Raw genomic sequence first — 13,343 nt, forward strand, 5'->3', positions numbered from 1 at the left:
TGATTACAAAGGCGTCATACATGAATCGTTCATTATCAGCGACAGCGGCCCACGGCGTTGGCAAGACGTCCGGGAAGGCCGCGCACGCCCAGCGAAACTGTGATCGTTGCCGTAGGGAGACAAAAGATGAGGCTTAAGAAACTGCTAGGAATCGTTACGTTGGCCATCGCGACCACCGCCGTGGCGTCAGCATCCGTGGCGCAACTGTCGGGAATCCTGGTGAAGGGCCGCGACAGCGCCGGTGTGGTCACCATCATGGCCAGCGGGACGTTTACTCATACCGAGTATCGCCCTGCCGACAACCTGATGCTGGTGGACCTGGCGGGAGTTTCCATGCCGCGTCCGGACCCGCGAGCCCATGCGGTCTTCGCTCCCGGAGTGCGCTCCTATCGCGTGTCAACCTACCGCAGTGGAAGCGGCGCGGAAGTAGTGCGCGTGGAGTTGAGTCTGGTGTCCGGCGCCAAGGCGTCCGTGGTTGACGTGGAAGGCGGCGTGGAGGTGCGGGTGACCGGCGCTCCTGCCGTGGTCCCCTCGAAGCAGGACATTGAAGCGGCTTCTCACGCGCCGGCCCCGGTTGGCTTCCATGCCTCGTCGCGTCGCGCGGCCATCACGCGCGTGCAAGGCATCTCCGTGGTCCGCGCCGGCGACGGCCTGAACGTGGAGATTACCGGCAGCGGTCCCATGACCGCCAGCACCATGAAGTTGAAATCGCCAGATCGCCTGGTGGTGGACATCCCCAACGCGCTGCTGGAAGGCCGGCCGCGGGACATCTCGGTCAATTCCCACGACGTGAAGGCAGTCCGCGCGGCGCGCTATCAAGATGCGCCCCCGGCCACGCGTGTGGTTGTGGACCTGGCAGCGATGCATGACTTTGAAGTAGTGCCGCAGGGCAACAAGCTGGTGGTCCGGATGAAAGATGCCGGCAACCATGCCCAGCCCGCGACCCAGGCTGCGGTGGCAACCGCCGCTGTGAAGCCCGCACAACTGAATACATTGGCCGCGATTGAAACGCCCGCTGCCGCAACTGCGCCCACCAACCCGTCACTCAGCAACCAGGGGCAGGCTCCGGATGTGGTCTTCTCCAACCCAGTTTTTACCGGCAAACCAGCCACAAAGACTGCCACGCCGGAGAAAATGCAAGAAGCCATGGTGGAAGCCCGGCCGTCGCGAGCTGACGTAGCTGCTTCGCGCTTCGCACAGCTTCAATCCAAAGTGCCCAGCACCAACGAACCTCCATTCCCGGCCAGCGCAAGCCTGTCCGCGCCGCCGGCCATGATCAACGCGGCCTTGCAAAATCAACAGGCACAACCGGGCTCCGGAGGGGGAAGCAGCACGGTGGGCAACTGCACCACCGGCCGCTACACCGGCGAGCCGATTGGCATGAACTTCAAAGACCTGGACCTGAAGGATTTCTTCCGGGTCATCCACGAAATCAGCGGCTTGAATGTGGTGCTGGACCCGGCGGTCAAAGGCAGCGTCACGCTCGTGATCGACGACGTGCCCTGGGACCAGGCCCTGGCCATTGTGCTGCACAACAACGGTCTGGAATGTCAACTGCAAGGTAACGTTCTGCGTATTGCCACGCTGGAAACCATGAAGACGGAAGCCGACGCGCGGCGCGCCCAGCAGGAAGCCCAGGCGCTGGCGGTCCCCAAAGAGAGGATCACCCGCTACCTGAGCTATGGCCAGGCCAAAGACGCGGTCACCATCGTCAAGAAGTTCCTCTCCACGCGCGGCGACGTGGTTGCCGATCAGCGCAGCAACGCGCTGATTATTGAAGATATCCCGCTGTATCTGGAAAAGATTGATCCGCTGCTTAAGACGCTTGATCGCAAGACTCCGGAAGTTGAAATTGAAGCGCGCGTGGTGGCGTCCACCCGGACGTTTGCCCGCGACATCGGCACCCAACTGGGCGCCGGCTTTGGTTCCGGCCACAGCGCCGTAGGCGGCGCAACGGCCAATAGCCCGATTGCCGTGACCTTGCCGACCGGCGTGGTCCCGCGTTTCATTACCGGCGCGAACGATGCCACCAGCATTCCGCTGTTCTCTGATTTGGGCGCAACCGGTCCCAGCAGCGGCATTGAATTCACCACCGCCACGGCTGGCTTCCGCCTGGACTTTATTCTGACCATGGCGGAGAGCCGCGGCCTGCTGAAAGTGCTGTCGCGTCCGCACATCACCACTTTTAACAACATCAAGGCGCTGATTCGCCAGGGCACGCGCGTGCCGGTGGTTACCGCCGCGCAGTTGGGTGGTCCGCCTACGGTGCAGTACATTGACGCGTTCCTGCGCCTGACGGTCACCCCGCAGATCACCGCGGAGAACACCATCTTCCTTGACGTGGACGTGGAAAACACCGTGGCTGATACCACCAGCATTACCGGTTCGCAGGTGAACCCCACGCTGGATACGCAACAAGCCACCACGCAGGTGCTGGTTGCCGACGGCGGCACGGTGGTCATCGGCGGCGTGGTGCAGACGCAGAACAACCTGGCCATTGCGCAGGTCCCGCTGCTGGGCAGCATTCCGATCCTGGGCAACCTGTTCAAACATCAATCGGTGAAAACCTCAACGCAGGAGCTGATCTTCTTCATCACGCCGAAGATCATTCAAACCTAAACCCTGTTTGCGCATGTGCCCCCGGGAGAGTATTTCCGGGGGCTTTTGTCTTTGACCCTCCTCATGGACTTTCTTGCCCGACAAAAGAGAACGGCTGCGGCACTGCGCGACGCAGGCGTGGATGCCTTGCTGGTAACCCATCCGGCCAACATCTACTATTTGTGCGGCTTTACCGGAAGCTCCGGAGCTTTGCTCCTGCAAGCAGGCCAGCGCGGAGCCAAGCTCACCTTTTACACGGACGGCCGCTACACCCAGCAGGCCGCCGACGAAGTCAAGGGCGCCAAGATTGTGATCGCCGCCAAAGCTGCGCTGGCGCTGGCTGCCGAAGGCGCACTCAAAGCCAGAATCAAAGTCCTGGGATTTGAAGCCGAGCAAATGCCGGTCAGCCAGTTCAAATATCTGGGGCAAATTTTGCGAGGCAAGACCAACCTGAAGGCCATCGCCGGACTGGTGGAGCAGATGCGCGCGGTCAAAGACGCCGATGAGATCGAGCAGATTCGCGCTTCGGTCCTGCTGGCAGCCAGCCTGTTCCCCACGGCGCTGGGGGCGATTCGACCTGGGGTATCGGAGACCGCGGTGGCCGGGGAAATGGAGCATCAGGCGCGCCGCGCCGGAGCGGAAAAGATGTCCTTTGATACGATCGTTGCCTCGGGCCCGCGCTCCGCGCTGCCCCACGGACGGGCCTCGGCCCAGTCCATCCCCGGCAACGGGTTCATAATATTGGACTACGGTGTTATACTCGCAGGTTACTGTTCGGACATGACCCGCACAGTCCACGTGGGCCCTGTTTCCAATACCCACCGCCGCATGTATGATGCTGTTCGGCAGGCCCAGCAGGCTTCCCTTGACGCCGTGAAGCCCGGTGTGGAAACGGGCGAAGTGGACCAAAAAGGCCGTAAAGTGCTAGAAGATGCTGGGTATGGCCCCTACTTTACCCACTCCACAGGGCACGGAGTGGGAATTGAGATCCACGAGCTGCCTCGGCTGGCAAAAGGCCAAACCCAGAAGCTTCTGCCAGGGATGGTAATCACGATTGAACCGGGCATCTACTTGCCGGACGAAGGTGGAGTGCGAATCGAAGACATGGTGCTGGTCACTGAGTCGGGCCATGAGGTCCTGACGCCCACCACAAAGGACCTGATCACGCTTTAGCTCCACAAATCCCAGGGCGCGGGACGGCATTGCGCGCGCGGGAGCAGGAGAGAGCTGACGGACACGCGCATGAATCAAAAGGAAATCAAAGAACTGATCGAGTTCCTGGTCGAAAAGGACATCGCCGAATTCGAACTGGAGCGTGGCGACGTAAAGGTGCGCGTGAAGCGCGGAGCGGACGTCCACGTAACGCACGCCGCGCCGGTCATCGCCGCCGCGGTGCCGGTTTCGGCCGCGCCGCCGGTCCCGACGGCCGCTGCCCCTCCTCCTCCGCCCCCAACCACTGCCACAGCGCCGCCGCCCCCCGTGGAAGAGGAACTTCATATGGTCAAGTCGCCCATCGTGGGGACGTTTTATGAAGCTCCGGCGCCCGGCGCTCCGCCCTTCGTCAAACCCGGGGACACGGTCCAGGCCGGCCAGGTGCTGTGCATCATTGAAGCCATGAAGCTGATGAACGAAATTGAGAGCGACGTGTCCGGCGAAGTGGTCAAGACCGTCGCCGCCAACGGACAGCCCGTGGAATACGGCCAGCCGCTGTTTGCCATCCGGCCACGAAAATAAAAAATACAAGGGCGAGGCCGACTGGCGCGCCGAGCCCGCTGCTTCAAGCGCAAGAATGCTCCTCCCGAAAAACTTGAGTCGCAGGCGGTGTGGAGCGAAGCGACATGAATAATGTTTAAAAAGATTCTCATAGCAAACCGAGGCGAGATTGCTCTGCGCGTGATCTGCGCCTGCAAAGAGCTGGGCGTAAAGACAGTCGCCGTCTACAGTGACGCCGACCGCAATTCGCTGCACGTCCGCTTTGCCGACGAAGCCATCTGCATCGGCCCGCCGCGCTCTTCGGAAAGCTATCTCAACATTCCCGCGGTGATCAGCGCCGCGGAGATCACCGGCGTGGACGCCATCCATCCCGGCTACGGCCTGCTGAGCGAGAACGCCAACTTCGCCGAAGTGTGCGAGACCAGCCATATCAAGTTCATTGGGCCGCCGCCGGAAGTCATCCGCCTGATGGGCGAAAAAGAAAAAGCCCGCCAGGCGATGAAGAAGACCAACGTGCCCATCCTGCCTGGCTCGGAAGGCGTGATCGCCACGGCCGACGAAGCCAAGGAATGGGCCAAGCAGATCGGCTATCCGGTGATCGTCAAAGCGTCCGCTGGTGGCGGAGGCCGCGGCATGCGCGTGATCCGCGCGGAACCGGAACTCGAAAACCTGTTCAACTCCGCCCAGGCCGAAGCCGCCGCCGCGTTCGGCAACGGCAACCTCTACATGGAGAAGTTCATTGAGCAGCCGCGCCACATCGAGTTCCAGGTGCTGGGCGACGCCTACGGCAAAGTGATCAGCCTGGGCGAACGCGAGTGCAGCATCCAGCGCCGCCACCAGAAGCTGCTGGAGGAAGCGCCGTCACTGCAGGTGAGCGAAGAGCTGCGCGAACAGATCGGCAAGAAGCTTTCTGAATGCCTCTCGGAAATCGGTTACGTCAACGCCGGCACGGTTGAGTTCCTCATGGACGAAGACCGCAGCCTGCACTTCATTGAAATGAACACGCGCATCCAGGTGGAGCATCCGGTCACCGAGATGGTCACCGGGATTGACCTGGTGAAGTCGCAGATCCTGCTGGCCGCCGGCGCCAAGATGGCGGACATCATCCCCCGCCTGGACCGCAAAGGCCGGCGCGGACACGCCATTGAGTGCCGCATCAACGCCGAACACCCGGAGAAGTTCACGCCGTCGGCGGGCAAGATCAAGACTTTCCACACGCCCGGAGGCCTGGGCATCCGCATGGACACCGCCGCCTACGCCGAAGGCGTGATCCCGCCTTATTACGATTCGCTCATCGCCAAGCTCATCAGCCACGGCAAAGACCGCGCGGAAGCCATCATGCGCATGCGGCGCGCGCTGGAGATGTTCATCGTGGAAGGCATCCATACTACGATCCCGCTGCACCGCCGCATCCTGGCCGACCCCGAGTTCCAGGCCGGCCACTTTGACACCAAGTACATGGAACGCTTCCTGGCACGGCTGCAGGAGGAACGGGCGGAAGCGGCTGCGACGGTCTAGCCTCCGCCTTTGTGTTTCGATCACCGGATCACTCTTCTCCCGTCATCACCGATACCAGAAAAAGTAATTCCACCACGGAGGCACGGAGACACGGAGAAAAATGGGGAGCCCCACCCCTCCCTATTCATCCCAATGATCCCAATAAACAAAGGACTTAGCCACGGTTGATCCCAATCGGGTCCCAATCGATCGGCTGAGAGGTCGCAGCTTTGTTGTCAGGAATGTAAGGCCAAGGAGCCAAAATGCGGTTAGCTGCTTAAGTTGTCTGTTTTCAATGAACTAGTGGCTTTCACACCCTGAGGCGCAGTACATTATAACGCGCCTTTGATAGCGAATCAAGAACGAAGTAGTACACCTTGACAGCGCGGCGTTACCGCGCTGTTCACTTTCGCGCATCTGCTTCGGACAAATTGCCAGTTGCTAGCTGCTAACTGCTTTCTTTTCGTGCCGACCCGCCGGGCGGAAGCCCTGGCGGGCTTCCGTATCGCGTCGCGTCGGCCCGAAACAAAAAACAAGAGACACCCGGCGAAGACGCCGGGTGTCGGGGTTGGGGGTACTTGCCTTCGGTGGAAAAGCGGCCATTTATGGCCGCGTTGAGTCCTTTTAACCTGTCATCTCGAGCGCCCCCCGAAGGAGCGAATTTGCGACTGAGGGAAGTCGAGAGATCCCGAGGATGTGTCCTCCACCATGCAGCAAGGGTGTTTCCATCGCAAACTATTTCCCCAGTTGTGATTGGGTTGACCTCAGGCTCCTAGATTTGCTATGGTTAAAAAGTCGATTGCTGGTGAGGATCGCGGATGCGGTTTCTCACGGGAGGCAACGACTTACAAGGAGAAAACAAATATGTCAACCACAATCAGTGGTTCGCAAACACCTTCAAGTGTGGTTCTGTCCTACCAACTGCTTCGGAATACAACTAGCCCTGACGAGACCTTAACCGGCGTGAAATCGTTCGTCGCCAATCTTTCCGCTTTCGAAATCTTGAAACTCGGCACCAAGGAAAACTTACGTGCGTATATCGCCGAATATAACCCAAAGAAACGGAATCGCGTTCATGATGCGATTCGGAACACCATACAGACCGAACCGCAGCGGTTTATTACCCGCAATAGTGGCTTTGTCATCGGTGCTGCGGGAATCGATGTTGACGACGGCAAAAAAGAAATTCGCCTAAAGGAGCCGAGCATTTTGAATGGTGCTCAGTCCCAGGGTGAGATTCGCCGCTGGATTCAAGAAGCCTACGGCGATGATTTGCCCGGCACACCGGAAGATCCGCCCTTTTACGTTCGTGCGGAAATAATCGTTGACCCGGATGCTGACGAGGTTGTCGAGACCGCGATTGCTCGTAATACGGCTACTCCGGTCAAGTCCATCTCGCAAGCAGGTGCACGCGGTCACTTAGAGGAGTTGGAGGAAAGCATCCGCAAAGTGCGGCCTGACATAAAAATCCGCAAAAGTGAAACGGATGAAAATGTTTATGACACCCGCAAGATCCTGCAATATGCCCGATTGCTGATGCCGCTAAGTGTGTCACTGAACGATACGCCAGCCGAAAAGCTTCGCCCGTACAAAAATCCTGAACAGTGCCTAACCGAATTTTCAAATTGGTACGAAAACAAAGACAAGAATCTGGATGCACGACGGAAGTATGAATTTACTGTCCAAATAGCTCCGTACGCGATCGCAGAATATGAGTACTGGGAACGACATGACGGCTGGAACGGGCACCATATTTGGGACGAGACCAAGAAGGGCGGGCGGGCTTGTCGGCGCGACAAGAAAGCAGGAAGAATCGTTTGGGTTTCTCCCGGGCTGGTTTTTCCGCTCGTTGGAGCTATGAGTGAGTTCGTCGAAGAGAAATCACCCCATAAGTGGGCTATTTCAAAACCGGATTTGTTTAAGTCGGACGAGATGATAGCGCGAGCGGTCTCACAATTTCGGAGCATAGACAGCGATCCCATGCAAATGGGACGTTCGGCGGGTGCCTATGACGCGTTGCGAATCTATCCTAGAACGCTAGTTGAAGTAATGCGTGACATGAAGAAAGCCACCAAATAAGTAACTTTATCTAAATCCAACAGTGCGCCGGCCCGTAGACAGGCCGGCGTTTCCTGTTGTGCTCATCTGATTGAAGTCTCCCAGGCCCCCTTCCTCCCGCTACCTATTCTCGACTTCGCCAACTTCGCTCCTAGGCGCGCCAGTAGTCTGGGCGCAGCATGGCTGTTAGTGACACTGCTGACCGAAACCAAACGAGATTACTCGACGCGCTGTAAAGATGTACTACTTCGTACTTGATTCGCTATACGAAATCTGCTATATTGCTGGCTGCGCCTCAGGGTGTGGAGTACGATAGGTCTTTGAAAAAAAAGCAATTAGCAGCTGGCAGCTAGCAACTAGCAACTGGCCAAATCTGCGACCTCTCAGCCGATTCTTGGGTGACATTGGGTGACCTTCCACCCCATCACGCCAAAAACGGGCGTGCTGGGGGCCCCGTCTTGGGTGAAATTGGGTGAAACCGGGGGGTACCATCGGTAAACTACAAACTGATGAGGCTTCCTTCGCTCTATCCCATCCTCGACTTCTCTTGCTTCGCCGGAAGGCAAGATCCGCTGGCGGCGATGGTGAGCTACGCCGAAGAGCTTCTCGCTGCCGACGCGAGCATCATTCAATATCGCGACAAGACGTCTGGTCCGCAGACGTTCCTCCGCCACGCCCGCGAACTTCGTCGCGTGACGCAAGGCCGAGCAACGTTCATCGTCAACGACCGCCTCGACATCGCCTTGGCCTGCGACGCCGACGGCATTCATCTGGGCCAGGACGATCTTTCTCCCGTCGCCGCGCGGAAGATTTTCGATCAGATAAAGGATGGGAAAGCCAAGATCATCGGCTTCTCCACCCACAACCTCGTCCAGGTCCGCGAAGCCGACTCGTTCCCCGTGGACTACATCGCCATTGGCCCGGTGTTTGCGACCGCCTCCAAGGCCAATCCTGATCCGGTGATCGGACTGGATGGCGTGCGTCAGGCGCGCGCGGCCACAACTAAACCTTTAGTCGCCATTGGCGGCATCACCCGCGAGAATTGCCTGCAAGTCAAAGCCGCGGGGGCGGACTCAGTGGCCGTGATCTCTGACCTTCTTGAGTCCCCGGCCAAAGCAGTTGCAGCTTTTCTCCGCGTTTTAGGGTAAAACATACGGAACAAAATTATGTCCACCTCGGCAGAGCTTGGCTCGAATAACGCGCAGACCACCAGTGAAGGCCTGGTCAAAGGCCTGGGCCTGACCAGTTCCACCACCCTGGTGATGGGGTCCATGATTGGCTCGGGCATCTTTATTGTGTCGGCCGATATCGCTCGCCTCACCGATTCGCCCGCGCTGCTGATTGCCGCCTGGGCGGTCACCGGATTCCTTACCATCGTCGGCGCGCTCAGCTACGGCGAACTTGCCGCCATGATGCCCAAAGCCGGTGGCCAGTACGTTTACCTGCGCGAAGCGCTGGGCCCGCTCTGGGGATTCCTCTACGGATGGACGTTGTTCCTGGTAATCCAGACCGGGACCATCGCCGCCGTGGGCGTGGCTTTTGGAAAATTTCTGGGATATTTTTTCCCCGGCGTTGCCGCCGACCACTGGATCGTCCATCTGTGGAAGGTCCCGCCGATTCCCATCGGCCCCATGGTGCTGGGCAACATGGACGTGGGCCTGAACACGCAGAACCTTTGCGGCATCGTCATTATTATCTTCCTCAGCGTGCTGAACACGTTTGGGCTCAAGCTAGGCGCGGCGGTACAGAACGTTTTCACCATCGCCAAGGTCTCGGCGCTGGCCGCGCTGGTGTTTGCCGGAATTTTTGTGGGACGCAATGCTCAGGCCGTGGCTGCCAACTTCAGCAACTTCTGGCACAATGCCGCGTTGTCAGCGCAACACGCCGTGCCGGTTGGCATGGACGGAAATACCGTCCTGGTGGGCACGCTGACCATTCTGGCCGTCGCCCAGGTGGGCTCGCTGTTCTCCGCTGACGCGTGGAACAACGTCACCTTCACCGCGGGTGAAGTCCAGAACCCCAAACGCAATCTGCCGCTCTCGCTGGCGCTGGGGACGGGCGTGGTCATCCTGCTCTACATTTCCGTGAACTTCATTTACCTGAGCGTGCTGCCTTTGAATGGCGACCCCGCCGGCGCAACCGTTTTTGCCCGCGGCATCAAGTACGCGACGGCGGACCGCGTGGGCACGGCCGCGATGCTGCAGATGTTCGGCAGCACCGGCGCCGCGTTGATGGCCATCGCCATCATGATCTCGACGTTCGGCTGCTGCAACGGGCTTATCCTCTCCGGCGCGCGCGTCTATTACGCCATGGCCAAAGACGGCCTGTTCTTCAAGAAGGTCGGCGAAGTAGAGCCCAAGTTCCACACGCCGAAGAATGCTCTCGTCGTGCAGGGTATCTGGTGCTGCATCCTGTGCCTCTCCGGCACTTACGGCCAGCTGCTGGACTACATTATTTTTGCCGTGCTGGTCTTCTATATATTGACCATCGCCGGCCTGTTTGTGCTGCGGCGCAAGCAGCCGAATGCCGAAAGGCCATACCGCGCAATCGGCTATCCGATACTGCCCGCCGTGTATATTGTGATGGCATTATTTATTGACATCGTATTATTGCGCTACAAACCGCAATACACCTGGCCGGGACTGATCATCGTGTTGTTGGGAATTCCGGTGTATCTGATCTGGCATCGCCGCGAGGGCGCGCTCCGCCAGGTGTAGGGCTGCAAAAATCGGAACTCAATCTTAGAGAACTGAGAGGGACACGAGTGGCTGGCTCATTATTCAGGACGAAATCAATTGATCGTCTCACCGCGGAAAGCGGTCAGACGCCGCTCAAGCGGACGCTGGGTCCGGTGTCGTTGGTCGCGCTGGGGATTGGGGCCATTATCGGCGCCGGCCTGTTTGTGCGGACCGCCGCGGCCATTGCCGACCGCTCCGGCCCATCGGTGACGTTGGCGTTCCTGCTCGCGGGCGTCGGTTGCGCGTTTGCCGGGCTCTGCTACGCGGAATTTGCTTCCATGATCCCCATCGCCGGCAGCGCTTACACCTATTCGTATACCACCATGGGCGAGCTTGTCGCGTGGATCATCGGATGGGACCTGGTGCTGGAGTACGCCGTGGGCGCCGCCACCGTGGCCATCGCCTGGAGCGAGTACTTCAATAAAGTCCTGGAATATGTCGGCCTGCACATTCCGTACCAGTGGTGCCATTCTCCGTTTGAAGTCGGCATGGGAGTGAACTCCGGTCTTCATGGAATCATCAATCTTCCTGCCGTCGGCATTCTCCTGATTTTGTCGCTGCTGCTGGTGCGCGGCACCCGCGAATCGGCGTTCGTGAACAGCCTTATCGTTGTGACCAAGGTCGCCATCGTCATAGTAGTTATTGTGGTTGGCTGGGGATTCATGAATCCGGCGAACCACACGCCGTATATTCCCGCGGCCACCACGTTTACCACCGCACAGGGAGTTACTCATCCTTACGGCGGCATCATGGGGATTTTGGGGGCGGCGGGCGTGGTGTTCTTCGCGTTCATCGGATTTGACGCGGTGTCCACCGCCGCGCAGGAAGCCAAGAACCCCAAGCGCGACATGCCCATCGGCATTCTAGGATCGCTGGTGATTTGCACCATTTTGTACGTCGCGTTCTCGCACGTATTGAGCGGCGTGGCCACGGTGCAGGACTTCCGCACCGCAGGCAAGGAAGCTTCCGTTGCTTTCGCCATCTCCAAGTACATGATTGGCTATGCCTGGCTGGCAAAGTTTGTGACGGTGGCCATTCTCGCCGGCTTCTCATCGGTCATTCTGGTGATGTTGCTGGGCCAATCGCGCGTGTTCTACTCCATGAGCGAAGACGGCTTGGTTCCCAAAGTATTTTCGGAAGTTCATCCCACGTACAAAACGCCGTGGAAGTCCAACATGCTGTTCTTTGTCTTCACCTCGCTGTTCGCGGCGTTCATTCCGGAGGACATCGTAGGAGAAATGACCAGCATCGGGACGCTGTTTGCCTTCATCCTGGTGTGCGCGGGCGTGTGGATTCTGCGCGTCAAGCGGCCGGAGCTGCCGCGGGCTTTCAGAGTTGCATGGTTGCCCGTGGTATCCGTTCTCGGCATCATCGTTTGCGGCGCCATGATCTACGGTCTGGGCTGGACGAACTGGCTGCGGCTCATTGTCTGGCTGGTCATCGGATTGGTCTTCTATTTCCTGTACGGCATAAAGCGCAGCAAGCTGGCCAACGAAGTCTAGTGAAAAGCGATTCTCGTGCTCTTCGGTTCTTCAAAGGCCCTTCGCTCCGGCGGGGGGCTTGGTTTTTCAGCAGCTCTGGACCTCTGGGTTTGTGCAGCGCTATTCGCGATCGATTTAGGTTTCTCCGTGCCTCCGGTGTCTCCGTGGTGGAATTTTGCTTTTGATCTAAAATGGACTCCGAATCAGGAGTCCCGCCCTGAACCTGCAAAGTTTCCGTCTACTGAAGATTTGCGCGATCGCCCTGCTGGCGCTCACCGCCGCCGGCACCGTGGGATTTCACTACATTGAAGGCTGGAGCTGGTTTGACAGTTTTTACATGGTGGTGATTACGCTCAGCACGATCGGTTATCAGGAGGTCCGCCCGCTCTCGCACGCCGGACGGGTCTTCAACGTAGCGCTGATCACCGCCGGGGTCGGACTGGTGTTCCTGATGATCGGGGCGCTGACCCAGGCTTTGCTAGAATTCGAATTGGTCAAGGTGTTCGGAAGGCGCCGTATGCAACGTGAAGTGGCCAACCTGAAAAATCACTACATCATCTGCGGCGCCGGACGCGTGGGCAACAGCGTGGCCCTTGAACTGGCGCGCAAGCCCTGCCATTTCGTGATTGTAGAGAACGACGAGAAGAGCGTCGCTACCATGGACCCCAAGTGGCTGGTTCTCCTGGGCGACGCGGCCAGCGAAAAGGTCCTGCGCGAAGCCGGCATTGAGCACGCCGTTGGCCTGGTGGCGGCCACCACCACGGACGCCACCAATATCTATATCGTGCTCACCGCGCGCAGCCTGAATCCCCGGCTCAAGATCATTGCCCGCGCCAGTGAAGAACACGCGCAAAAGCACCTGCGGACCGCCGGGGCTGACGTGGTGATCTCGCCTTACACCGCGGCCGGGCACCGCATCGCCCAGAGTTTTCTCCGTCCCAACGTCCTGGATTTTCTGGACATCACCACGGCCCGGGCCGGCGTTTTTGAAATGATCATTGAAGAGGTCCGCGTGGGCGAAGGGTCGGCCTTGTCGCAAACCACCGTAGGCGGCTCCGGCTTGCACCATCGCTTCGGCATCATGATTCTGGCCATCCGCCGCGCCGACGGCGAAACCCGCTTCAATCCCAAGGCCCAGGAAACCATCCGCACCGGCGACTACCTGATTGCCATGGGCGAACCCGGCCAGTTGGCCAAACTTGAAAAGCTGGCCACCCAGGCGGTCTCGCCAATCCTATGAAAGCTGCGTCGCCTTTCT

At 59.1% G+C, this 13,343-nt stretch carries 9 protein-coding genes; all 9 read left to right on the top strand.

Translation table 11 applies throughout. The annotated features are described in order from the left end of the window. Window positions 1-126 precede the first annotated feature (126 nt). The 9 genes from pilQ to LAO20_08130 all read left to right on the top strand — a co-directional run bounded on the left by pilQ (window position 127) and on the right by LAO20_08130 (window position 13,325). A complete protein-coding gene (gene pilQ / locus LAO20_08090) occupies window positions 127-2,619 on the top strand; it encodes a type IV pilus secretin PilQ (GenBank protein ID MBZ5531376.1) in 2,493 nt (830 codons plus the stop codon). Between the two features lie 63 nt (window positions 2,620-2,682). After that, complete coding sequence (locus LAO20_08095; GenBank protein ID MBZ5531377.1) at window positions 2,683-3,771, top strand: Xaa-Pro peptidase family protein; 1,089 nt, start codon at window positions 2,683-2,685, stop codon at window positions 3,769-3,771. 69 nt (window positions 3,772-3,840) lie between these two features. Then, on the top strand, window positions 3,841-4,332 hold the full coding sequence (gene accB, locus LAO20_08100; GenBank protein MBZ5531378.1) for an acetyl-CoA carboxylase biotin carboxyl carrier protein: 492 nt from the start codon (window positions 3,841-3,843) through the stop codon (window positions 4,330-4,332). A gap of 111 nt (window positions 4,333-4,443) precedes the next feature. Then, the gene (gene accC / locus LAO20_08105) at window positions 4,444-5,829 is read left to right on the top strand and encodes an acetyl-CoA carboxylase biotin carboxylase subunit (protein MBZ5531379.1); all 1,386 of its coding nucleotides are present in this window, start codon (window positions 4,444-4,446) and stop codon (window positions 5,827-5,829) included. A gap of 843 nt (window positions 5,830-6,672) precedes the next feature. Next, on the top strand, window positions 6,673-7,887 hold the full coding sequence (locus LAO20_08110; protein ID MBZ5531380.1) for an AIPR family protein: 1,215 nt from the start codon (window positions 6,673-6,675) through the stop codon (window positions 7,885-7,887). 488 nt (window positions 7,888-8,375) lie between these two features. Beyond that, a complete protein-coding gene (thiE, locus tag LAO20_08115) occupies window positions 8,376-9,014 on the top strand; it encodes a thiamine phosphate synthase (GenBank protein ID MBZ5531381.1) in 639 nt (212 codons plus the stop codon). A gap of 18 nt (window positions 9,015-9,032) precedes the next feature. After that, window positions 9,033-10,583: an amino acid permease gene (locus LAO20_08120; protein MBZ5531382.1), complete on the top strand. Its 1,551-nt coding sequence runs from the start codon at window positions 9,033-9,035 to the stop codon at window positions 10,581-10,583. 47 nt (window positions 10,584-10,630) lie between these two features. Beyond that, window positions 10,631-12,106 (top strand): amino acid permease, encoded by a 1,476-nt coding sequence (locus tag LAO20_08125; protein MBZ5531383.1) that lies wholly within the window; start codon window positions 10,631-10,633, stop codon window positions 12,104-12,106. A 268-nt stretch (window positions 12,107-12,374) separates the two neighbouring features. Continuing rightward, window positions 12,375-13,325 (top strand): potassium channel protein, encoded by a 951-nt coding sequence (locus tag LAO20_08130; protein MBZ5531384.1) that lies wholly within the window; start codon window positions 12,375-12,377, stop codon window positions 13,323-13,325. Window positions 13,326-13,343 lie beyond the last annotated feature (18 nt).

It is taken from the genome of Terriglobia bacterium (genome assembly GCA_020072815.1).
Lineage (GTDB): Bacteria > Acidobacteriota > Terriglobia > Terriglobales > Acidobacteriaceae > Angelobacter.